General features: G+C 66.7%; 24 protein-coding genes. 11 read left to right on the top strand and 13 right to left on the bottom strand.

Annotation, left to right across the window (positions count from 1 at the left end; translation table 11 throughout):
- Genes csy3 through csy1 form a run of 3 tightly spaced genes read right to left on the bottom strand, consistent with a single transcriptional unit; the run spans position 1 to position 3406 of the window.
- The gene (csy3, locus tag ACW11F_RS10120; protein WP_456996780.1) at positions 1-1032 is read right to left on the bottom strand and encodes a type I-F CRISPR-associated protein Csy3; all 1032 of its coding nucleotides are present in this window, start codon (positions 1030-1032) and stop codon (positions 1-3) included.
- Entirely contained in the window at positions 1029-2042 is a 1014-nt protein-coding gene (gene csy2, locus ACW11F_RS10115) for a type I-F CRISPR-associated protein Csy2 (protein WP_456996779.1), read from the bottom strand. The genes csy3 and csy2 overlap by 4 nt, the downstream gene beginning before the upstream one ends.
- The gene (gene csy1, locus ACW11F_RS10110; protein WP_456996778.1) at positions 2039-3406 is read right to left on the bottom strand and encodes a type I-F CRISPR-associated protein Csy1; all 1368 of its coding nucleotides are present in this window, start codon (positions 3404-3406) and stop codon (positions 2039-2041) included. Before csy1 ends, csy2 begins: the two co-directional genes overlap by 4 nt.
- A gap of 680 nt (positions 3407-4086) precedes the next feature.
- Between csy1 and ACW11F_RS10105 the strand changes: the two genes are divergently transcribed.
- Positions 4087-4494 (top strand): lectin, encoded by a 408-nt coding sequence (locus tag ACW11F_RS10105; protein ID WP_456996777.1) that lies wholly within the window; start codon positions 4087-4089, stop codon positions 4492-4494.
- Positions 4495-4518: 24 nt separating this feature from the next.
- Here ACW11F_RS10105 and ACW11F_RS10100 read toward each other — a convergent pair whose 3' ends face one another.
- From ACW11F_RS10100 to ACW11F_RS10070, 7 genes are all read right to left on the bottom strand, one after another.
- On the bottom strand, positions 4519-4887 hold the full coding sequence (locus ACW11F_RS10100) for a Na+/H+ antiporter subunit G (protein ID WP_456996776.1): 369 nt from the start codon (positions 4885-4887) through the stop codon (positions 4519-4521).
- Positions 4884-5153 carry a K+/H+ antiporter subunit F gene (locus ACW11F_RS10095; protein WP_456996775.1) on the bottom strand — a complete coding sequence of 90 codons (270 nt, stop codon included), beginning with the start codon at positions 5151-5153 and terminating at the stop codon, positions 4884-4886. The genes ACW11F_RS10100 and ACW11F_RS10095 overlap by 4 nt, the downstream gene beginning before the upstream one ends.
- Positions 5150-5638 (bottom strand): Na+/H+ antiporter subunit E, encoded by a 489-nt coding sequence (locus tag ACW11F_RS10090; RefSeq protein WP_456996774.1) that lies wholly within the window; start codon positions 5636-5638, stop codon positions 5150-5152. The genes ACW11F_RS10095 and ACW11F_RS10090 overlap by 4 nt, the downstream gene beginning before the upstream one ends.
- Positions 5635-7167, bottom strand: coding sequence for a monovalent cation/H+ antiporter subunit D (locus tag ACW11F_RS10085; RefSeq protein ID WP_456996773.1), 1533 nt, complete (start codon positions 7165-7167; stop codon positions 5635-5637). The genes ACW11F_RS10090 and ACW11F_RS10085 overlap by 4 nt, the downstream gene beginning before the upstream one ends.
- Positions 7164-7526: a Na+/H+ antiporter subunit C gene (locus ACW11F_RS10080; RefSeq protein ID WP_456997092.1), complete on the bottom strand. Its 363-nt coding sequence runs from the start codon at positions 7524-7526 to the stop codon at positions 7164-7166. The genes ACW11F_RS10085 and ACW11F_RS10080 overlap by 4 nt, the downstream gene beginning before the upstream one ends.
- Positions 7526-10300, bottom strand: a complete 2775-nt coding sequence (locus ACW11F_RS10075) for a monovalent cation/H+ antiporter subunit A (RefSeq protein ID WP_456996772.1) — start codon at positions 10298-10300, stop codon at positions 7526-7528. Before ACW11F_RS10075 ends, ACW11F_RS10080 begins: the two co-directional genes overlap by 1 nt.
- Positions 10301-10395: 95 nt before the next feature.
- Positions 10396-11298 (bottom strand): universal stress protein, encoded by a 903-nt coding sequence (locus tag ACW11F_RS10070; protein WP_456996771.1) that lies wholly within the window; start codon positions 11296-11298, stop codon positions 10396-10398.
- Positions 11299-11419: 121 nt separating this feature from the next.
- Here ACW11F_RS10070 and ACW11F_RS10065 point away from each other — a divergent pair, with 121 nt between their 5' ends.
- Positions 11420-12292: an NAD-dependent epimerase/dehydratase family protein gene (locus tag ACW11F_RS10065; RefSeq protein WP_456996770.1), complete on the top strand. Its 873-nt coding sequence runs from the start codon at positions 11420-11422 to the stop codon at positions 12290-12292.
- Between the two features lie 19 nt (positions 12293-12311).
- Here the strand turns inward: ACW11F_RS10065 and ACW11F_RS10060 are convergent, their stop codons facing one another.
- Genes ACW11F_RS10060 through ACW11F_RS10050 form a run of 3 tightly spaced genes read right to left on the bottom strand, consistent with a single transcriptional unit; the run spans position 12312 to position 14602 of the window.
- A complete protein-coding gene (locus tag ACW11F_RS10060; RefSeq protein ID WP_456996769.1) occupies positions 12312-13214 on the bottom strand; it encodes a DMT family transporter in 903 nt (300 codons plus the stop codon).
- Between the two features lies 1 nt (position 13215).
- A complete protein-coding gene (locus ACW11F_RS10055) occupies positions 13216-13704 on the bottom strand; it encodes an Mpo1 family 2-hydroxy fatty acid dioxygenase (protein ID WP_456996768.1) in 489 nt (162 codons plus the stop codon).
- 1 nt (position 13705) lies between these two features.
- Positions 13706-14602 carry a phosphoribosylaminoimidazolesuccinocarboxamide synthase gene (locus ACW11F_RS10050; RefSeq protein ID WP_456996767.1) on the bottom strand — a complete coding sequence of 299 codons (897 nt, stop codon included), beginning with the start codon at positions 14600-14602 and terminating at the stop codon, positions 13706-13708.
- Between the two features lie 57 nt (positions 14603-14659).
- Here ACW11F_RS10050 and ACW11F_RS10045 point away from each other — a divergent pair, with 57 nt between their 5' ends.
- From ACW11F_RS10045 to ACW11F_RS10005, 9 genes are all read left to right on the top strand, one after another.
- Entirely contained in the window at positions 14660-15001 is a 342-nt protein-coding gene (locus ACW11F_RS10045) for a J domain-containing protein (protein WP_456996766.1), read from the top strand.
- Complete coding sequence (rpe, locus tag ACW11F_RS10040; RefSeq protein ID WP_456996765.1) at positions 14998-15678, top strand: ribulose-phosphate 3-epimerase; 681 nt, start codon at positions 14998-15000, stop codon at positions 15676-15678. The genes ACW11F_RS10045 and rpe overlap by 4 nt, the downstream gene beginning before the upstream one ends.
- A 190-nt stretch (positions 15679-15868) precedes the next feature.
- Positions 15869-16867: a lipid kinase YegS gene (gene yegS, locus ACW11F_RS10035; RefSeq protein WP_456996764.1), complete on the top strand. Its 999-nt coding sequence runs from the start codon at positions 15869-15871 to the stop codon at positions 16865-16867.
- Between the two features lie 109 nt (positions 16868-16976).
- Entirely contained in the window at positions 16977-18467 is a 1491-nt protein-coding gene (gene trpE / locus ACW11F_RS10030; RefSeq protein WP_456996763.1) for an anthranilate synthase component I, read from the top strand.
- Positions 18457-19344 (top strand): GGDEF domain-containing protein, encoded by an 888-nt coding sequence (locus ACW11F_RS10025; RefSeq protein WP_456996762.1) that lies wholly within the window; start codon positions 18457-18459, stop codon positions 19342-19344. The genes trpE and ACW11F_RS10025 overlap by 11 nt, the downstream gene beginning before the upstream one ends.
- 120 nt (positions 19345-19464) lie before the next feature.
- Positions 19465-20043: an anthranilate synthase component II gene (locus ACW11F_RS10020; RefSeq protein ID WP_456996761.1), complete on the top strand. Its 579-nt coding sequence runs from the start codon at positions 19465-19467 to the stop codon at positions 20041-20043.
- Between the two features lie 38 nt (positions 20044-20081).
- Complete coding sequence (gene trpD / locus ACW11F_RS10015) at positions 20082-21116, top strand: anthranilate phosphoribosyltransferase (protein WP_456996760.1); 1035 nt, start codon at positions 20082-20084, stop codon at positions 21114-21116.
- Positions 21109-21918 carry an indole-3-glycerol phosphate synthase TrpC gene (gene trpC / locus ACW11F_RS10010; protein ID WP_456996759.1) on the top strand — a complete coding sequence of 270 codons (810 nt, stop codon included), beginning with the start codon at positions 21109-21111 and terminating at the stop codon, positions 21916-21918. The genes trpD and trpC overlap by 8 nt, the downstream gene beginning before the upstream one ends.
- Positions 21915-22646: an HAD-IB family phosphatase gene (locus ACW11F_RS10005; RefSeq protein WP_456996758.1), complete on the top strand. Its 732-nt coding sequence runs from the start codon at positions 21915-21917 to the stop codon at positions 22644-22646. Before trpC ends, ACW11F_RS10005 begins: the two co-directional genes overlap by 4 nt.
- Positions 22647-22664: the final 18 nt, after the last annotated feature.

Raw genomic sequence — 22664 nt, 5'->3', positions numbered from 1 at the left:
TCAGCCCTCACCGAAGACGCCGCCGCGCACAAGAACCGCCATCACGAAGTGTTGCTGTTGGGTCGGGGGCTGTTTGTCCTTGAGCATCCATCCGTCGAACAAGGTATAAAAATCATCCTTGCTGCCACGGGGTTGACGATAGGCCTTGCCCTGTGTGGTCACCGAGCCATAGGGCTCAACTGCAATCGGTCCGTTGGCGTCCGCCTCCTGATACCAGGTATCGATGGTTCGGATGGCATTGCCGATCTTCTGCGAATGCATGGCTGCGACTTGGTCTCCTTCGGGGCCGATCGCGTACAAGGTCTTGCTCTTGTCGCCGCTGCCACGGGCAAGAATCAACTCTTGGGATGGGAAGACTTCTTGACCTTCACCCACGCGCGCAAAGGCCGTGACCTGCAACAGCACGTGCTCTTCCCCGGACAGTCCCAAGCGAATCATGTTTGAAACCTTTTTCAGGGATGCTTGCGCGGCCTCGGGAACGTCAAGGTCGCGCAGCGAGAAGGTCAACGCATCAAAGGTGGCCAGTTCGTGGGCCTGACCATCCTGTAGCCGATCAATTCGGACTTCGATCTGCTCGGCACCGACACGGTTGCGCCACAAGAAGCGTGCGTTTGCGAGGTTGGTGGCGTAGCGGTTGGCAAGCTCATCAAAACCATGCGTGTCTGCATAGGTTTTCACCAATTCGATCAGCTTGAGGCGGTAGTTGGCTTCGTTGCATGCGGATGGTTCGCCCAAGCCGGGCAATACGCGCAGCGTGAAGCTCACGCGCACGGTGTCAGCGGTCATCGGCAGGGCAGCGACATCCACGGTTTGCAGGTTGGGCTTGTCGATGGCCGCATCCAGCTTGGCCGGATCCTGAGCACCGGCCTTCAGTCGGTTGGAGATGGTGCCGCGAACGGATTTTTCGCGAAGTCGGACAGGTAACCATTTCGCACTGTCGTCGCGATCGTCCCAACGGCCGGAGTACAGGGTGGCATCGGAAGGGTCGAGCTTGCGTTCAAAGGCGAGTACGGATGGATTCTTGATGCTCATGACTGTTCTCCAGTGGGTGTCTGTTTGAAGAGGTCTTCGCTGTCGAAGGTGTCGTCTGGAAGCGTGGCTGTTATGTATTCATTGCGGCAGCGGTAGCAGCCACCGTCAGCGTCGGTCAACGGATACCACAGCAGTTGTTCCGGGCTCTGGAGCTGATGTGGTCCTATCCACTGACCGAGCGAATAGAGACCCTCGACAAAGCGAAATGGTGTATCCATGTCTCGGGCGTTTTTGACGCTCCCCGGAGCTTGAAGGTCGGTCAGCGCGGTATACCCGACAGGAATGGGGACGATCCAGCCGCTGCCCTTCAGTCGATTATGCGTCCAGGCACCAAGGTTTTCGTCGTACCAGTGGCGCCACGACGAGCGCGCCAGCCACGCATCCAGGACGGTGGCATCGCCGTCGTGCCTTCTTGCTTCAGTCAGCGCGGCCGACAGAAGATCATCTCGAAGTACCAGTGCATAGCCGGGCAGGAGCCGGAGCATGGCGTGTCGGAACAGTGTTTCCCGGCCCTCGGCATCACCGGTCAACGCCACCCAGAACGGATGGGTGCGATTGCCGGGGGGAAGTTGGCTTCCGCCGGCTATCCGCAATGATCCGAGCAACTGCAGGATGCGCTGCGCCAAGGCGGCGTCTGCTTCCGGGTCCAGGCCAAGCGACGATGTCGCTACGCCGAATACCAAGCTGATATCCAGGTGAATCCGGCCCTCTTCGACAATTGCCGCCGTTTTCCCTGTTGGGAGGATCGGGTTGCGCGTCAGACTGAAAGTCCGGGTGTAACCGCTGGTGGTTGTAAGTTCCTGATGCTGGTGGCAGATGACGCCGACTGCGGTCAAACGAATATCTCCGAGGCCCTCGCGTCGCAGCAGCCGCTGCAATGCCCATTTCAGGCCGATGAAGGCCGTGATTGCCGGGAACCCATGGGTCAACGGGCTGGAGATGGCATTGGCGTTTTGAACCTGCAGTCGTGGCAACACCAGCAGGTGGTCGTATTCCGGGTGATGTGTCATTGCCTGGCCTCCGATGCCCAGCTGCGCTTTTCCGGCAGGTCGCGCCGAACGGGGCTGGGCCAGCTCGTGCTTGCAATGATTGCCTGGCGAGCCCAATGCCGCAGTTCCACGTCTCCCATTGGCATGCCGCGCTCCCGAAGCCATTGGTTCAACCATTCGGCGAAGCGTGATGCGATCTCATCCGGCCAGTCCTGTTTTCCGAACTCGAGGAGGAAAGCCTCGTCGTCGGCTCTGGCATCTTCCTCCTGCCGCACTGGAAGCGCTGTTCGGCCGGGATCGAGCCACACCTTCTCGACAAGCGGCAGTTTGCATTCGGGCTGGCGCGTCCAACCGGGTTCAAACAACAGCGAGGTGGCGGTGCCGAACGCGGCCAGTGTGGCTCCGAGGCGCTGTTCCAGACGCTTTCGTTTCTGCTGTTCCGGATGGCGCCGTTGCTCGTAGGATTGCAGGTGAGACAACAGCACATCCAGCTGCTTCTTGACATCGTCAAAATGGATAATGCGAGGGATCGCCGAGTCAATATGCAGGAATCGGCGAGGATGGTCTTGATTCCAAGATGGCGGAAGCGAGGCTAACAGGTAGTTGACACCGCCCCGGTCGCTGTTGAGCTGGGAGATATTCTGTGGTTTCGTGCCGCCCAGCTTGCGGGTCGCGAGCTGCCGATGCTCCGGGATAACTAGACTGTCTGGTCGTTTTTCGCGGCGCGCCTTGCGGGCTTCCACCATGGATGGGTCAAAGCGGCTGTACTGGATTTTCTGATGCACGGCGTGCAGCAGGCTGCTGGGAAACATCGGCTGCAGCAGGTGATAGTGGCTGTTATCCGTGGGGTCTTGGCCGACGCACCAGTAAACCTGTTTTGCATTGGCGTGGGATGCAAACGCTTCGCTTTGACGTATCAGTGAGCGGAACGCCGTCATGTGGGCGGTCGCAACATCCGGATCTTTTGCCAGCGCAGCCCGCAGGTCCGGGTCTTCGTTCCGCAACCAATCGAACAGCCGCTTTCCGTCGTGCTCGATTTTAAGGAACTTGTAGACATCCAACGCGGCTGCGTTGCCGACGATATCCTCCGCGAACGTCTCACCCAGGGCATGGGAGGCGACTTCCGGTTGGCTCGGCAGGTTGGAAGGGGGGATGTACAGGCTGCTGCCTTTGGCGTCGGGGTGCGTGGCCTTCAGGACATGGGTGGCAGCCTGGATCTGACTCACCCGGCGCGCAGCGTCTGCGAGCCACGTGTCGTAGTCGTATCTCGCTGCCAACGCCGACGGATCCTTTTCTTTGCCGTCGGCCTTCTTCAGCGCGTCGGTGTGACGCTCACTGATGAAGGCAGCGATCGTCTTGCGGAACCCTTTTGCGCGGTCATTCATGACGCCTCCGGACTGTGTGGTTGAACAAGGTTGCAAGAGTGCTGTCGCAGAAGATGAGACAGGTGCGCTCCATGGCTCAGACCCCAGCTAATAGATACAGGCTAATAGATACAGGCCATTTTATGTATACTTTTAATTTTTAGGACTCACTCTAGCGCAAAGTAATGGTCAGCACTACCCTTCCGCGGCTGGCTGGGCCGCAGCAAAGCTGCTTCGTATGGATCGGGTTGGCTTCCACAACTGCCAAAGTTGCTGAGGAAATTTTGTGTTCGCTTCTCATTTCCACTGCCGAGCAGGCAGAAGGGCCGGTGACGCCCAAGATGAGCCGCGGTGTACCAGACCAGTCGCGGGTCCGCATGGCGTTGCTCCAAGGTGCCAGTGATTGCCGGATGCCCCATCACACCCACGTTCAGCCACCACCGCGTGCAATAGGGGCTCGTTTCAGGCAAGCAGGTGACGTGATGAAGCAGATTGGTTTGTGTACGTTGGTGGTGGCGATGGGCCTGGCGGTGGGGTGCTCGCCCGCGCCGGCGCCTTCGGATGAGTCAGTCCAAGCAACGTCGCCAGCAGAGTCAGCCCCGGCCGAGCGCGCTGCGGATGATCAAGGCGGTGGCGAGGCGCCGGCTGTGCCGGAGCAGGGTTCGGGGCCGGCGCGTTGGGACGGGTATGCCGATGTTCGCTTGGGGATGGACGAGGCGGCGTTCCGCGCGGCCTGGGATGGCGAGCTGAAGGCGGACGAGCCGATGGAGGGCAGTACCTGCAGGCACATGGCGCCGACCGATGGCTCGGGACATCCGGGTGTGGCGTTCATGTTCGATGAGGGTCGCTTCGTGCGTTACACGACGATGCCGGACTCGCAGCTCGTGGCGCCGGGTGGTGGCAAGCCCGGGATGGATCGGCAGCAGATCGAGGCGCTGTATCCGGGCAAGGTCAAGGCCGAGCCGCATGTCTATGTCAGCGGCGGGCATTACCTGCGCGTGGTCGATGGCACGTCGGTGCTGGTGTTCGAAACCGATGAGGCCGGCAAAGTCAGCGGCTGGCGCGTCGGTCACGAGCCGCAGGTGGACTGGGTCGAGGGCTGCAGCTGAGGCCGTTTGACGTCGGTCTATTCTCTATTCGCCGCTTGATTCATCGCCGGGGTCGGAGGCTTCCACGCCTTCACCCGGCGGCGGCATCGGGCGCTGGCGCTCATTGGCCAGTGACAGCGCCGCCTTCGCCATCATGTGGGCGGAGACCGGCGCGGTCAGGAACAGGAAGACGGTAATCAGCAGTTCGCGCGGGTGCAGGCCGTTGCCGACGTGCCAGTGGTAGAGCACCGAGGCCATCAACAGGCAGCCCACGCCCAGCGTGCTGGCCTTGGTCGGGCCGTGCAGGCGCTGGAAAAAGGTCTTCAGCCGCACCAGCGCGAACGAGCCGAGGAAGGCGAACGCGGCACCAACCGCGAGCAGGCCCAGCACCAGCCATTCGATCACGCCGCTCATTCCACGATGTCCCGGCGGATGACGTATTTGGACAGCACCACGGTGCCGAAGAAGCCGAGCATGGCGATGATCAGCGCCGCTTCGAAATAGGTTTCGCTGCGCTCGCGCATGCCCAGCAGGATGAGTTCGGCGATGCCGGACACGTACAGCGTGTCCAGTGCGAGGATGCGGTCGGGTGCGCCGGGGCCACGCAGCAATCGCCACAACGCGATCAGCATGCCCAGCGCGACCACCAGCATGGCCAGGTCAATCGCGGTTTCGATCATGGGAACACCTTCAGCATCGGCGCTTCGTAACGGGTCTTGATCTCGCGGATCATCGCCTGCTTGTCGTCGACGTTGAGGCAATGCACCAGGAGATGGCGGCGGTCGGGCGCCAGTTCGGCCGACACCGTGCCCGGGGTCAGGGTGATCAGGCTGGCCAGCGCGGAGATGCCATGGATGTTGGTCAGCTCCAGCGGCACCCAGATGAAATCCGAGCGCAGCGTGGAGGTACGGCCAAGGATCTGCCGGGCCACGGTGAAGTTGGCGCGCAGCACGTCCCACAGCAGCAACAGGACGAGGAACGGCAGGTGGCGCAACTGGCCGAGGCGGGCGAACTCGCGTTCCAGCCGCGCCGCCACCAGCGGCAGCAGCCACGCCAGCAGCAGCGCCAGCAGCACGTTGCCGGCGTCGATGGTTTCCACCAGCAGCAGCCAGAACAGGAATACGGTCAGGCTCTGCGGGATGGAGGGCAGCAGGCGCCGCTTCATGGCGAGGGCTCCCGGATCAAGGGCCGGGCGCTGCCGATGGCATGGATGTAGGCCTCGGCATCCAGCGTCTGGCTGGCGGTGGCACGGGCATGGCGCAGCAGCGGCTCGGCGGCGAGGCTCATCGCGAACACGTAGAGCATGAGGATGAAGATGGCGGCCAGCTCCACGCGGCGTGGCAACGGTGGCGGCGCGGCGGTGGTCGGGCGTGGTTCGACGCGCCAGAACACGCGGGTGCCGATGCGGGTGACGCCGACCAGGGTCAGCAGGCTGCTGCCCAGCACCGCCGCCCAGACCCAGCCCTGCATGCCGTCGGGCGTGGCCTGCAGCAGCGCCAGCTTGCCGATGAAGCCCGACAGCGGCGGCAGGCCCACCAGCGCCACCCCGGCCAGCAGGTAGAGCGTGCCGAGCACCGGCTTGGCGGCAATCGGCCCGCGGTGCAACAGGTCATCGCCGCTGTCGCCGCGCACGCGCTGGATCAGTTCGGCGATCAGGAACAGCGCCGCGGCGGCGAACGCGCTGTGCGGCAGGTAGTACAGGCCGGCGCCGATGGTCGCCGGAGTGTGCAGGGCGAAGGCGATGAACAGGGTGCCGGCGGAGAGCAGCACGAGGTAGGCCACGCCGATGCGCAACAGGGTGGCGCCGACCACGCCCAGCGAGGCCAGCACCACGGTGAGGATGCCGGCGGGCAGCAGCCAGTCCCAGGCGAGGCCGTCGAGTGCGCCGGCCGCAGCGCCGAACATCAGCGCACCCACGCGCAGCACCGCGTACAGGCCGACCTTGGTCATGATTGCGAACAGTGCCGCCACCACCGCCGGTGCGCGGGAGTAGGTCTCCGGCAACCAGGTGTACATCGGCAGCAGCGCCGCCTTGGCGCAGAACACCACCAGCACCAGGCCGCCCGAGGCACGCAGCAAGGCCTGGTCAGCCGCAGGCACCTGGCCGATCCGCGCGGCCATTTCGGCCATGTTGAGCGTGCCGAGCATGCCGTAGAGCAGGCCGAGTGCGATCAGGAACAGGGTCGATGCGGCGATGTTGAACACCACGTAATGCAAGCCGGCCTTGATGCGCAGCCCGCGCGCGCCCGAAAGCAGCAGGCCGTAGGAGGCGATCAGCAGCACCTCGAAGAACACGAACAGGTTGAACAGGTCGCCGGTGAGGAAGGCGCCATTGAGCCCGGCCAGCTGGAACTGGAACAGCGGATGGAAGTGCGGTGCGCGCATGTCCCAGCCGGCGCCTGCATGCAGCAGGCAGGGAATGGCGAGCAGGCAGGTGGTGAGCACCAGCGTGCTGCCGAGGCGGTCACCGACCAAGGTGATGCCCAGGCGCGATGGCCAGTCACCGACCAGGTACACGCCGATGCTGCCATCCAGTGTCTGCCGCAGCAGCGCCAGCGATGCCAGCAGCAGCGCGGCCATGCCGACCCAGGCGCCGATGCGCAGCACGCGCGCATCGTGGCGGCGCTCCAGCAACAGCAGCAGCGCGCCGCACAGCAGCGGGATCAGGATCGGCGCGATCAGCAGATGGTTCATGGCCCATCCTCCGCGCGATCGTCTGGTTCCTCGCCATCGACATGGTCGCAATGCAGGTCGGCGCGCTCGCGCATCGCCACCACCACGGTGACCGCAGTCATCGCGAATGCGATCACGATCGCGGTCAACACCAGTGCCTGCGGCAGCGGGTCGGTGTGGTTGGCGAGGTTGGCGGCCACGCCATCGCGCAATAGTGGCGGCTTGCCCGGGGTCAGCCGTCCGGCCGAGAAGATCAGCAGGTTGGTGGCGTAGGAGAGCAGGGTCAGGCCGAGGATGACGTCGAAGGTGCGCGCACGCAGCATCAGGTACACGCCGGCACCGGTGAGCACGCCGATGGCGATGGCCATGGCCAGTTCCATCATGGCGCGTCTCCCGCGGCGCGGTAGCGGTGACGCACCGTGCCCAGGGTGGAAAGCATCAGCAGCGCGCCGCAGAACACCACCAGGTACACGCCGGTATCGAACACCAGTGCGCTGGCCAGCGGCAGCTCGCCGATCAGCGGCAGGCTCGGTGCGATGTAGCCACTGGTGAGGAACGGCAGCTGGAACAGCAGCGAGCCGAGACCGCCCAGCACCGCGACGATCAGGCCCAGGCCGATCCCGCGCAGGTAGTCGAAGCCGAACGTCGCCTCCACCGAGCGCGCGCCCTGCAGCACGTATTTGACCAGCACCGGCACCGCGATCGCGAGCCCGGCGATGAAGCCGCCGCCCGGCGCATTGTGTCCGCGCAGGAACAGGAAGAACGACACCGTCAGGGTCAGCGGGAACAGCAGCTGGGTGAGATCGGCCGGGATCGGCAGCGACACCGGCGGGCCGGGCACCACCTCATCGGGCGGCAGGCGCGCCCATTTGAGCAGCGCATGCACGACCAGTGCGGCGATGCCGAACACGGCGATTTCGCCCAGTGTGTCGAGGCCGCGGAAATCGACCAGGATCACGTTGACCACGTTGCGGCCATGCGCCTCCGGCAGCGAGCGCGCAAGTAGCTCGCCGGCGATGGTCTGGCTGGGCCGGGTCATCATCGCCCAGGCCAGTGCGCCGACACCGCCGCCGGCCAGCGTCGCCAGTCCGATGTCGCGCCATTTGCGTGGCCGGCTCAGGGTCGGGCCGGATTCCTTGGGCAGGTAGTTCAGCGCCATCATCATCAGCGCGATGGTGACCATCTCCACCAGCAGCTGGGTCAGCGCGAGGTCGGGTGCGGAGAGGAAGGCGAACGTGAGGCTGACCATCAGGCCCACCGCGCCGATCACGATCAGCGCGGTCATGCGTCGCCGGTGCACGGCCAGCGTGCCGAACACCGCCAGCAGCAGGACCGCCCACAGCATCCAGCCGAGGATCGGCATCGGCTGGCCTTGCACCACGCGTCCGGTCGGCAGCGCTTCGCCGGCAAGATAAGGAGCCACGCCGACCACCAGTGCGACCATCAGCAGCCACGCCAGGCTGCGCCGCAGTCCGCCATCGGCGACGTGGCTGGTGAAGCGCTGCGCAAGGTTGAACAGGGTGTCGACGTTCCATTCGAACAGGCGTCGACCGCGCGCGATGTTCTCGCGCGCATGCAGATCCCACCAGCGGCGCAGCGCGAAGTACAGGCCGATGCCGACCACCAGCCCGCCTGCGCTCATCAGCAGCGGCGGGTTGATGCCATGCCACAGCGCGAGGCTGTACTCCGGCGCTTTGCTGCCGAGCACGCCGTGCACCGCGGCCGCCAGCACCGGTGCCACGGTCAGTCCCGGGGCCACGCCGACGGCGAGGCACAGCACCACCAGGATTGCCACCGGCACGCGCATGAAGCGCGGCGGTTCGTGGATCTCGCGATTGACCCGGCGCGGACCGGTGCCGAAGAAGGTGTCATGCACGAAGCGCAGGCTGTAGGCCACACCCAGCGCGCCGGCGGCGAAGGCGACCAGCGCGAATGCAAGGCGCGCGCCATCGCCGGGCAGCTCCAGTGCCTGGGCGAAGAACATTTCCTTGGACAGGAAGCCGTTGAGCAGCGGGATGCCGGCCATCGCCAGACTGGCGATGATCGCCAGCACGCTGGTATAGGGCAGGTAGTGCCGCAGGTTGCCCAGCCGGCGCATGTCGCGGGTGCCGGTTTCGTGGTCGATGATGCCGGCGGCCATGAACAGGCCGGCCTTGAAGGTGGCGTGATTGAGGATGTGGAACAGCGCCGCGACCACCGCCAGCGGCCGCGACAGGCCGAACAGCAGGGTGATCAGACCCAGGTGCGAGATGGTCGAATACGCCAGCAGGCCCTTGAGGTCATGCTGGAAGATCGCCGCCCAGGCGCCGATCAGCAGGGTTGCCGCGCCCACGCCGCTGACCAGCCAGAAGAACAGGTCGCTGCCGGAGAGTATCGGGTACAGCCGTGCCAGCAGGAACACGCCGGCCTTGACCATGGTCGCCGAGTGCAGATAGGCGGAAACCGGCGTCGGTGCCGCCATCGCCTGCGGCAGCCAGAACTGGAACGGGAACTGCGCGCTCTTGGTGAACACGCCGGCCAGCACCAGCAGCACGATCGCCGGATAGCGTGCATCGGCGCGGATCTGATCGCCGGCGGCGAGCACCGCATCCAGCTCGTAACTGCCCACCACCTGGCCGATCAATACCGCGCCACCGAGCAGCGCCAGTCCGCCCATCGCGGTGATCGACAGCGCCATGCGCGCGCCGCGGCGGGCATCGCGCTGCTGTGACCAGAAGCCGATCAGCAGGAACGAACTGATCGAGGTCAGCTCCCAGAACACCACCATCAGCAGCAGGTTGCCGGCGATGACCAGGCCAAGCATCGCGCCCATGAACAGCAGCAGGTAGCCGAAGAAGCGCCGCGCGCTGTCCTTCGGGCTGAGGTAATAGGCCGCGTACAGCACGATCAGCGCACCGATGGCGAGCACCAGCAGCGCGAACATCCACGCCAGCCCGTCCATGCGCAGCGACAGATCCAACCCCAGCGACGGCAGCCAAGGCTGGTGGAAGTAGGGCACCGCTTCGCTCATCACCCGCGGCGCGAAGCGCGCCAGCAGCAGCAGCCCGAGCAGCGGCGCCGAGGCCGCCAGCCATGCCGCCTGGCGCCTGCTGCCGACGAAGGGCATCAACAGGGCAGCGAGGAACGGCAGGCACAGCAGGACGGGCAACAGCATGCAGGGAAGGTCGGCGTGATGGAGCGGCGGCGGCGCGCCCGGCCGCCAATCTTAGCCGAAGCCCCGCATTCGCCCTTCGCGGGCCGCTCGCGCGCTCAGCCGCGCACGATCAGCATGTCGGTGATGGCGGTTTCCAGCAGACGCTTGGCGACACTGCCGATCAGCGCATCGGCCAGACGCGTGCGCCCGTGCGAGGCGATCACCGCCAGTTGCACGTTCTCGTCCAGTGCGGCCTGGCGCAGCAGGCGGATCGGATTGCTGATCTCGACCCGCATCCGCCAGCGCTTGGCCTGCGCCGCGGGCAGCACCTCGTCGCGCCATTGCTTGAGGGCTTTCCCAGCTTCATCGCGAGCCTGCGCGGCAGCCGCTTCGCGTTGCGCGGCATTGCCGCTGGTCATCTCGCGCAGCGCCATGTCGCCGGCGTGCAGCAGCAGCGGCGATGGCAGTTGGGCGAACCAGCCACTGGCCACACGCAGTGCCGTCGCCGAGGAATCGGACAGGTCGCTCGCCACCAGCATGCGCTGGTAGGGTCCACGCGGGCGCTGCTGCACCGCCAGTACCGGGATCTCCGCATGACGGCTGAGCCAGACCAGGGTCGAACCCATTGCGATGCGCTGCATCGAATCGCTGCGCGCGATGCCGGTGACGATCAGTCCGCAGCCGGTTTCCGCCGCCACCCGCGCCGCGGCCTGGCCGACGTGCCCGGGCGCTTCCACGCGCACATCGATCTCGACCGGCGTGTCCGGCAACTCGGCACGGATGCGCTCCTCGACCAGTTCGGCCACGGTCGGTGCATCGTCCTCGTCCTCGTCATCGCGCTGGTAATGATTGGGTCGGCTGAAGCTCGATTCCTGCGGCAGCACGGTGAGCAATACCAGGCGCGCTTTCCATTGTTCGGCCAGTTGCAGGGCGCGGTCGAAGGCGCGATCGGAACGTGCACTGAGGTCGGTAGCCAGCAGGATCGCGGCAGGCGGCTTCGGGCAGGCGGATGCGCTCATGCGTTCTCGGTCTGTCGTGGCGTTGCGTCAAGTTTAGCCGCGTGCGTTGCGTCGCTGCAGCACGGTGGCTGGCGTATGCTTGCCGGATGTGCGCCGCGCCGTCCCCGCACCGGAGCCACGCGTGAATCCCGTGCTGGTCTTTGGTGGCAGCGGGGTGATCGGTGCACCATTGATCGAACGCCTGCTGGCCGGTGGCGCGCAGGTGCTGGCGGTATCGCGCCAGGCCGCGGCGATGCCGCCACGCGCGCGCCTCACCTGGCTGCCCGGCTGGCTGCAATCGATGCCGGTGCTGCCCGCGCGTCCGGCGATGATCGCCAGCTGCGGGCCGCTGGATGCGTTCGCCGAATGGTTCGCGGGCAGCGATCTTGATCCCGCGCGCGTGGTCGCGTTCGGTTCCACCAGCGTGCACGTCAAGCACGACTCCCCCGATGCCGCAGAGCGCGAACTTGCCGCGCGTCTGGCCGCCGCCGAAGCCCGGCTTGCCGCCGCCTGCCGCGAGCGCGGCAGTGGCCTCGACCTGCTCAGGCCGACGCTGATCTATGGCCGTGGCGGGGATCGCAGCCTGGCACGGATCGTCGCCCTGGCGCGGCGGCATGGCCGCTTCGTGCTGCCCAGCGATGCCAATGGCCTGCGCCAGCCGGTGCACGCGGAGGATCTTGCCGCGGCCGCCATCGCCGCATTGCAGGACGAAGCGGGCGGGGTGCGGGCCTATGACCTTCCCGGTGGCGAAACCCTGGGCTATGCGCAGATGGTGCAACGCACGCTGGCAGTGCTCGATCCGTCGCCACGCCTGCATCGGGTGCCGCCGGCCCTGTTCGCGCTGCTGGTCGCGCTGGTGCGCCGCAGCGGTCGCCTTGAAGGGTTCAGCCCGGCGATGCAGGCGCGTCTGTGTCAGGACCTGGTATTCGATGCCGAGCCGGCGCGGCGCGAGCTTGGCTATGCGCCGCGCCCGTTCCGGCCCGAGGCGGCACAGTTCGAATCCGTTTCGTCCTGATGCATGCCAATGTGCATGCTCATGCCCGGGGAACGGGTGCCTCGCGCTGTCGCGCCAGCATGCGCAACGCGATCAGCAGCACGCCGCCGACCACCATCGCGCCGCCGATGAGCACGCGCGCGCCGGGCCGGTCGCCCCAGAACACCACACCCAGTCCCACCGCGATCACCGGCACCAGTTGCAGCCACGGCATCAGCGTCGCCACCGGATGGCGCTGCACCAGTTGGTAGTAGATGCCATGGCCGAGCAGGGACGAGGCGAGCGCGGCATAGGCCACGCCGATCCACGCGGCAGCGCTGGCAGTGGGCAACCGGGCCAGCGCGCCCGGTTCCAGCCACAGGCTGATCGCCAGCAGCGGCAGCACGCTGGCCGCCGCCATCCACGCCTGCTGGTTGAGCATGCTCACGCCTTGGATGCGCCGCATCATCACCGTGGCCACGGCCAGTGCCAATGCCGAGGCGAGCATGGTCAACAGCGCCAGCGGCTTGGCCAGCACCTGCGGATCCAGACCCAGCACCAGCACGCCGAGAAAGCTGAGCCCGATCGCGCTGCCGGTGCGCCAGCCGAACTTCTCGCCGAGCCAGACCCAGGCCAGCAGCGTGGTCATCGGGATGTAGCTCTGCAGCACGATCGCCGGCGAGGTCAGGTCACCGGACAGGTACAGCGAGAGGAAGCTGAGCGAAAAGTGCACCACGCCGATCAGCAGCGAGACCAGCAGCAGGCGCAGCCCCTGCCCGGGCGGCGCCGGACGCAGGAACACCACCAGCGCGAGGCCGAGCACCGCGAAGCGCATCAGGGTGAAGGTGAACGGCGGGATTTCGCGCAGACTGATCGCCGAGGTCAGGAAGTTCAGCGCCCACACCACGCAAACCAGAAGGAGCAGGGCGAGGTCGCGCCCGCCAAGCGGCGTTCGGCTGTTCATGTCAGTAGTTCCAGCCCAGCCGGCGATAGAGCTTGTTCAACACCCACAGAGGGCCGATCAGCAGGTAGGTGAGATCGGTGAGGAAACTGGGGCGCCGGCCTTCGTGATGGTGGCCGATGAACTGGCCCAGCCAGGCCAGCACGAACACGCCCAGCGCCAGCGCGGCGAGCAGGCCCGGGCCCAGTGCCAGGTGCAGCGCGCGCGTGCTCCACGCCAGCAGCACGAACACCGCCAGCATGCCCATGCCCAACGGCCGCGAATGGCGGTAGTAGAACGACCAGGTCATGAACATCGCCAGCGCCGCCCAGGCGCCGGGGCCGAACAGCGTGCCGGGCACCGGGATGCACCACAGCAGCGCGATCACCGACCACAGGATCAGCGGCACGCAGACCACGTGCAGCTTCTGGTTCAGCGCGTCGCGGTGGTCGTCGGCATAGTGCGCGAACCAGCGCTCGATCGGGCGCTGCCCGTCGCCAGTGGCGCCGCGCACCTCAGGCGACCTCGATACCGGCCAGCCGATGCAGTGCCTCGGCGTAGCGCGCGCGGGTGCGCTCGATCACCTCGGCGGGCAGGCGCGGGCCGGGTGGGGTCTTGTCCCAGTCCAGCGTTTCCAGATGGTCGCGCACGATCTGCTTGTCGTAGCTCGGCGGGCTGCTGCCGACGGCGTACTCCTCCGCCGGCCACCAGCGGCTGGAATCGGGCGTCAGCATCTCGTCCATGACGTACAGCCGGCCATCCTCGTCGGTGCCGAATTCGAATTTGGTATCCGCCAGCAGGATGCCGCGACCGGCGGCGTAGTCGCGGGCGAAGCGGTACAGCGCGAGGGTCGCCTCGCGCAGCGCCTCGGCGCGTTCGCGGCCGACCAGGTTGGCGGCCTGCTCGAAGTCGATGTTCTCGTCGTGGTCGCCGACCGCGGCCTTGGTCGAGGGCGTGAAGATCGGTTCGGCCAGTTGTTCGGCCTGGCGCAGGCCGGGCGGCAGGGCGATGCCGCTGACCGCGCCGCTGGCCTGATAGTCCTTCCAGCCGCTGCCGATCAGATAGCCGCGTGCGATGCATTCCACCGGCAGCGGGGTCAGCTTGCGCGTCACCACCGCGCGCTGCGCATACAGCGCCGCATCCACGCCGGCCGGCAGCACACTCTCCACCGGATCATGCGTCAGGTGGTTCGGCATCAGGTGCGCGGTCTTGTCGAACCAGAAGTTGCTGATCTGCGTCAGCATCTCGCCCTTGCCGGGGATCGGGTCCGGCAGCACCACGTCGAAGGCGGACAGGCGGTCGCTCGCCACCATCAGCAGGCGCCCGTCGCCCAGGTCGAACACGTCACGCACCTTGCCGCGATGCAGCAGGTCGAGGCCGGGCAGGTCGGATTCGATCAGGGTGGTGCTCAAGCGGCTTCTCCCAAGTGGGCTGACAGTGTACGGTCTGGCGCCGGCTAGAATGCGCGCATGAACCGCTGGTACGGGAAAATCCTCGGCGCGCTGGCCGGCGCCCTGCTGCTGCGCGTGCAGCCCTTGTTCGGCCTGCTGCTGGGCGGGCTGATCGGGCATGCCTTCGATGCCGACTGGTTCGGCATCGGCCAACGCCAACGGCCGTACCGTGTGCTCGGCCTCGGCGCCGAGGCCAGCGATGCCGAACTCGAACGCGCCTACCGGCGCCTGATGTCGCAATACCATCCCGACAAGTACGCCGATGCCGCGCCGGAGTTGCGCGCGCAGGCGGAGAAGAAGGCGCGTGAAATCAATGCCGCCTGGGATCGCATCCAGCAACTGCGGAGCCGTCGCCGATGAGCCGCCAATCGACCGTGATCGCCCCCTCGATCCTTTCCGCCGACTTCGCCCGCCTCGGCGAGGAAGTCGACACCGTGCTCGCCGCCGGTGCCGACTGGGTGCATTTCGACGTGATGGACAACCATTACGTGCCCAACCTGACCATCGGCCCGCTGGTCTGCGAAGCGCTGCGCAAGCACGGCGTGAGCGCGCCGATCGACGTGCATCTGATGGTCGAGCCGGTGGACGCGATCATCCCGATGTTCGCCGATGCCGGCGCCAGCCTGATCAGCTTCCATCCCGAGGCCAGCCGCCACGTGCACCGCAGCGTGCAGCTGATCAAGTCGCGCGGCTGCCAGGCCGGGCTGGTGCTGAACCCGGCCACGCCCGTTGAAGTGCTGGACTGGGTGCTGGACGATCTCGACCACGTGCTGCTGATGTCGGTCAACCCGGGCTTCGGCGGGCAGGCTTTCATTGATGCCACGCTGGACAAGCTGCGCGCGGTGCGGGCGCGGATCGATGCCTGCGGCAAGTCGATCCGGCTGCAGATCGATGGCGGCGTCAAGCCCGACAACATCGGCCGGATCGCCGCCGCCGGTGCCGATACCTTCGTTGCCGGCTCGGCGATCTTCGGCCAGCCCGACTATGCCGCGGTGATCGCGCGCATGCGTGCCGAAGTGGATGCCGCGCTGGGCTGAGCGATCACATGCAATGAAAAGGCCGACGCGGATGGCGTCGGCCGGAAAATTGGAGGCTCCGTCCCCCGCGTTTCGTCCCTGCTATGGACTCCCATGCTGGGGTGCATGCATGACATTTTGATGAAGCACGGATGACAGGGGTGGGCAGCCTCCCTGCACGGCACTGTCCGGGCTGCGCTATCGTCATTGGATGATCAACGAAGCTGCCAATCCACCGCTGCACTGGATGCTGATCGTGCATGGCTCGGCCGCCTGCGACGAGAGCGTGCGTGATGCGGTGGCTGCATTGCGCCGTGAAGGCGTCGAACTGGAAGTACGCGTGACCTGGGAGCGTGGCGACCCCGCGCGCATGGTCGCCGAAGCGTGCGCCGCGGGCATGGATGTGGTGATTGCCGGTGGCGGCGACGGCACCCTGGGTGAAGTCGCCGCCGCGCTGGCCGACCGGCCCGAAGCGGCTGATGCACTGCCGGCGCTGGCCCATCTGCCGTTGGGCACCGCCAATGACTTCGCCGCCGCCGCGACCATCCCTTCCGATGCGGAAACCGCGCTGCGCCTGCTGCGTGGCAATACGCCGCTGCCGATCGACCTGCTGCGCATCGAGCATGACAGCGGCAGTGGCTGGTGCATCAACCTTGCCAGTGGCGGCTTCGGCGCTGACATCACCACCGAAACCAGCGAATGGCTCAAGGGCATGCTCGGCGGCTTGGCGTACGTGGTCACCGGCCTGGGCCGGCTGGGCCGCATCGAGCCATTGCCGGCGCGGCTGCACGGGCCCGGCTTCGACTGGCAGGGCGAGTTCATCGCCATGGGCATCGGCAATGGACGCCAGGCCGGCGGTGGCCAGGTGCTGTGCCCGGAGGCGCTGCTGGATGACGGCTCGTTCGAACTCACCGTGATCCCGCCGCTGGAGGGAGAGGTCGGCAGTGCACTGGGCGCGGCGATGAGCGGTGGCCGCGAGGCGGCGCTGGAGCGCGTCGCCATCCGTGCGCGCCTGCCGTGGCTGGAAATCGAGTCCGATGCGGAGCTGACGTTCAATCTGGATGGCGAACCGTGCCCTTCGCACGCCTTCCGCATCGAGTGCGTGCCGGCACGACTGAACATGCACCTGCCGCGTGATTGCCCGCTGCTGCAAGCCACCGTGCACGGGCTGCCGACGGGGAATCTGGAAGGGGAGGGGGCTTCGGGCTAAAGTGCGTGCATGAGTGCATCGCGCGCGCATTTCCGTGGACCGGGCCGATGGCGATGGCGGCTTGCCGCCCGCCCGCATCGCCCCTGTCCCTTGCACGGAGATCCCGCGCGTGATCGATTCGACTGAGTTCCAACGCCTGGCCGCACAAGGCCACAGCCTGATCCCGGTGGTGCGCGAGGTGCTGTCCGACCTCGACACCCCGCTCTCGGTTTACCTCAAGCTGGCCGATGGCCCGCACAGCTTCCTGTTCGAATCGGTCGAGGGCGGCGAGCGTTTCGGCCGCTATTCGATCATCGGCCTGCCCGCGCGCCGGGTGTATGCCTTCCACGGCCACGAATTGCGCGTGTGCGAGGACGGGGTCGAAATCGAGCGCCGCCAGGTGGCCGATCCGCTGGCCGAAGTCGAGTGCCTGCGTGCGGCGGAAAGCGTGCCGCGCCTGCCCGGCCTGCCCGGCTTCAGTGGCGGGTTGGTCGGCTGGTTCGGCTTCGAGAGCATCGGCTACATCGAGCCGCGCTTCGCCGGCAACGACAAGCCGGACGAGTTGGGTACCCCCGACATCCTGCTGATGCGCGCCGAGGAAGTCGCGGTGTTCGACAACCTCAAGGGCCGGCTGTATCTGGTGGTGCATGCCGACCCGCGCCAGCCACATGCCTGGGAGCGCGCGCAGCGGCGGCTGGATGCGCTCGGCCACCGCCTGCGCCAGGGCGGCGCCGGCTATCCGCAGACACCGTCCGGCAGCGTGCTCGACGAGGCCGACTTCGCTTCCGGCTTCACCCGCGAGGGCTTCATGGCCGCAGTGGAAACCGCGCGCGAGCACATCCGCGCCGGCGACATCTTCCAGGTGGTGCTGAGCCAGCGCATGTCGGTGCCGTTCCACGCCCGCCCGGTGGACGTGTACCGCGCGCTGCGTGCACTCAATCCATCGCCGTACATGTATTTCCTCGATACCGGGCGCACCCAGGTGGTCGGTTCCTCGCCGGAAATCCTGGTGCGCCTGCAGGAAGGGCGCATCACCGTGCGTCCGATTGCCGGCACCCGCCCGCGTGGTGCCACGCCCGAGGCCGATGCCGCGCTGGAAGCCGAATTGCTGGCCGACCCCAAGGAACGTGCCGAGCACCTGATGCTGATCGACCTCGGCCGCAACGACGTGGGCCGGGTCAGTGAGGCGGGCAGCGTGGAAGTCGGCGAGCGTTTCACCATCGAGCGCTACAGCCACGTCATGCACATCGTCAGCGAGGTCAACGGCCGCCTGCGCGAAGGCCTGGACAGCATCGACGTGTTGCGCGCGGCGTTTCCGGCGGGCACGGTGTCAGGCGCGCCGAAGATCCGCGCGCTGGAAATCATCCGCGCGCTCGAGCCGGTCAAACGCGGGGTATATTCGGGGGCAGTCGGTTACCTGGGTTGGAGCAGTGCCGGCACGCCGGGCGCGTTCGACACCGCGATCGCGATCCGTACCGCGGTGATCCAGGAGGGCCGACTGCATGTGCAGGCAGGGGCAGGCATCGTGTTCGATTCGGATCCGCAAAAGGAGTGGGAGGAGACCATGAACAAGGGTCGTGCCCTGTTCCGCGCCGTGGCCGAGGCGGTGCGTGGACTTTGATCCACGCACGCGCGGCAGTGATCGCCGGGGCTGGCCCGAGCGCTTGCCACGCCATGCCGAAATCGAAGCCCTGGTGCCTGCTGATGCAGCCTACGCACGCCTGCTCAAGCGAGGCCGCAAGCGCACGGTGCTGCGCACCACGTTCGTGGCCATCGCCTCTTCCGCCGTGATGACGTACTTCATGCTCTGGCTTGGCGGCTTCACGGTTGGCGACAGCGCGCAGGTGGCGCGCTTCCGTGGGTGGGCGCTGCTGACCTCGGTGATCATTCCCGCGGTGGTCAGCCCGCTGCTGATACTCTGGTTGCTGCGCATTCTCAATCATGTCGAAGCGGTATTGGCACAGGTCAACCGCATGGCCGCCAGCGATGCCCTGACCGGGCTGATGAACCGACGCAGCTTCATGCAGGCGGCGCAACAGCAGATCCGCGATTGCGCTGCGGCCGGGCGTCCGCTGGGCCTGATCCTGCTGGATATCGATCGTTTCAAGCTGATCAACGACACTTGGGGACATTCGGCGGGGGATGCCGCACTGGTGCGCCTGGCCGACCACCTGCGCGAGAGTTGCGAGTCGCATGCGCTTGCCGCGCGCCTGGGCGGCGAAGAGTTCGTCCTGCTGCTGGCCGATGCCGGCATCGAGCGTGTCGCGCAGGTGGCTGAAGCACTGCGACGGCGGGTGGAAGGCGATGAAGCGGGCAACCCGCCGGCGGCGGTGGCGAGCATGCGCATCAGTGCCGGCGTCGCCAGCAGCAGCGAAGGCATGACCAGTCTTTCGCAGCTGCTGCGCCGCGCCGACGCGCGCCTGTACATCGCCAAACGGCAGGGACGCAATCGGGTCGAGGCGCATGCCCTTCCGGACCCGGACGCTGGCGCCCACTGAACCCGTACCGATGCCGGCTTCCATCCATTGTCCTTCGGGCGACCTGCTCACGGTGCAAAATAGCCGCATTCAGCATTCGCTTCGTATCCACGCCCTGTCCCCGCACGCCCCTCACGCACCATGATCCTGATGATCGACAACTACGACAGCTTCACCTGGAACCTGGTGCAGTACCTGCAGGAGCTGGGTGCCGAGGTGCGGGTGGAGCGCAATGACGCGCTCGACGTGGATGCGGTCGCGGCGCTGGCACCGGACAAGATCGTGATCTCGCCGGGGCCGGGCACGCCGGATCAGGCCGGGATATCGCTGGCATTGATCGAACGGCTCGGTCCACGCATTCCGATCCTCGGCGTGTGCCTGGGCCATCAGGCGATCGGCCAGGCTTATGGCGGCAGGGTGGTGCGTGCCGCCCGCATCATGCACGGCAAGACCTCACCCATCCATCACCGCGGCGAGGGCGTCTTTGCCGGTCTGGAAAACCCGTTCGAGGCGACCCGCTACCATTCGCTGGTGGTGGATCAGGATTCGCTGCCTGACAACCTCGAGGTCACCGCTTGGACCGAGAACGCCGATGGCAGCCGCGAGGAAATCATGGGTCTGCGGCATCGCCAGTTCCCGCTTGAAGGCGTGCAGTTCCATCCCGAATCCATCCTCACCCGCCACGGGCACGACCTGTTGCGCAACTTCCTCGCGCGCTGAGGCGTGCGGCCGGCAACCTTCCGTTTTTCCAACCGTCCATGTCGATCACTCCGCACGAAGCCCTGCAACGTACCATCGAGCACCGCGAAATCTTCTTCGACGAAATGGTCGAGCTGATGCGCCAGATCATGCGCGGCGATGTCTCGCCGCTGATGACCGGGGCGATCCTCACCGGCCTGCGGGTGAAGAAGGAGACCGTCGACGAAATCGCCGGCGCGGCCACGGTGATGCGCGAGTTCTCGCGCAAGGTCGAGGTCGCTGATCGCACGCATCTGGTCGATATCGTCGGCACCGGCGGTGACGGTGCGCAAACCTTCAACATTTCCACTGCGGCGATGTTCGTCGCCGCTGCCGCCGGCGCGCGCGTGGCCAAGCACGGCGGTCGCAGCGTGTCCTCGTCCTCGGGCAGCGCCGACGTGCTGGAGTCGCTGGGCGCGAAGATCGAATTGCCGCCGGAAAAGGTCGCCGCCTGCATCGACGAAACCGGCATCGGCTTCATGTACGCGCCGCTGCATCATCCGGCGATGAAGGTGGTCGCGCCGGTGCGCCGCGAGCTCGGCGTGCGCACGCTGTTCAACATCCTCGGCCCGCTGACCAATCCGGCCGGCGCCGACAACATCCTGATGGGCGTGTTCCATCCGGACCTGGTCGGTATCCAGGTGCGCGTGCTGCAGGCACTGGGCGCCAAGCGCGCGCTGGTGGTGTGGGGCCGTGACGGCATGGACGAGCTCTCGCTCGGCGCGGCCACCCTGGTCGGCGAGCTGCGCGACGGCAAGGTGCGCGAATACGACGTGCACCCCGAGGATTTCGGCATCCGCATGGCGCATACGCGCAACCTGCGCGTGCACGATGCCGCCGAGTCCAAGTCGATGCTGCAGGGCGCGCTCGACAATACACCTGGCTTGGCACTGGAGATCGTGGCGATGAACGCGGGTGCCGCGCTGTACGTCAGTGGCGTGGCCGAGGACATTCGTGAAGGCATCGCGCTGGCACGCAAGGCGATTGCCAGCGGCGCGGCGCGGGAGAAGCTGACCCGGTTCGTTGACACCACGCGGAGGCTGGCCGATGAGTGACGTGTTGCAGAAGATCCTCGCGCGCAAGCACGAGGAAGTGGCCGAGCGCAGCGCGGTGACGCCGCTGGCGGCATTGGAAGAGCGGCTGGTCGAAGCCCCACCGGTACGCGGGTTCGCCGCGGCGCTGGCGGCACGCATCGCGGACGGACAGGCGGCGGTGATCGCCGAGGTGAAGAAAGCCAGCCCCTCGCGTGGCGTCATCCGCGCCGATTTCGATCCGGCGGCGATTGCCGCGCGCTATGCCGAGGGTGGTGCCGCCTGCCTCTCGGTGCTGACCGATGTCGATTTCTTCCAGGGCAGCGACGCATATCTGCAAGCGGCGCGTGCCGCCTGCGCGTTGCCGGTGCTGCGCAAGGATTTCGTGGTCGATCCCTGGCAGGTGGTCGAGGCGCGGGCCATCGGTGCCGACTGCGTGTTGCTGATCGTGGCTGCGCTGGATGATCTCGCCATGCATCGCCTGGCCGCACGCGCGATGGGCCTGGGCATGGATGTGCTGATCGAGGCGCACGATGGCGAGGAGCTGGCGCGTGCGCTGGGCGTGCCGGGCATGGACGGCCGCGCGCCGCTGATCGGCATCAACAATCGCGATCTGCGCGATTTTTCCGTCAGCCTGGATACCACGCTGGGCCTGCTCGAGCAGATCCCCGACGATCGCCTGCTGGTCACCGAGAGCGGCATCCACACCCGCGAGGATGTGCGTCGCATGCGCGATGCCGGTGTGCACGCCTTCCTCGTCGGCGAGGCTTTCATGCGTGCCGACGATCCGGGCACCGCGCTGGCCGACCTGTTCACCGACGCATGAGCGCTCAGCCTGGCCCGGCCGGCCCGCCGCTGGTGGTATTCGATTTCGACCACACCCTGTACGACGGCGATTCCGGTACCCATCTGTTTCGCTGGTTGATTGCGCGCTCATGGTGGCGCGTGCTGCTGGCGGCCCTGCTGGCACCGGTGTTCGCGCCCTTGATCGCGTTCCTGCCGACCCGCCGCGTCGGCATCTCCGCCTTCGTCTGGGCCGGCACCGTCGGCCTGCATCGGCGTCGCGATCTCGACGATCTGATCGATCGTTACGTGCTGGCCAATCAGCAGGCGATGCGTCAGCGCCTGTTGCCGATCGCGCTGGACGTGCTGGCGAGGCATCGTGCCGCCGGCGACAAGGTGATCGTCGCCACCGGTGCGCCACCGGAGCTGGCGCGCGCGATCCTCGCCTTCGTCGCGCACGAGGACGTGCCGGTGATCGGCACCCAGGTCGGGCCGAAGTACGGCGCGGTCATCGCCGTGCGCCACTGCCACCATGAAATGAAGATGCGCATGATCCGCGAGGCCGGCCACGTCGAGCCGGTGGCGGCGGCCTACAGCGACAGCAGTGCCGACCTGCCGTTGCTGCAGGCGGCGCAGCGTCCGGTGGTGGTCAATCCCAAGCCGCAGCGCATCGCCTGGTTCCGCGAGCGGCTGCCGCCCGGCACGCCGTTTCTCAACTGGGGTTGCCCGGATCGTGGCGGAGAACCGGTCAGGCCAAGCACGTTGCCGTGATGCCGGACGCGCCCGCAG

The organism is Luteimonas sp. e5 (assembly GCF_054031035.1).
The sequence above is the reverse complement of the archived record's forward strand: the minus strand, read 5'-3'. Positions and strand labels throughout refer to the sequence as shown.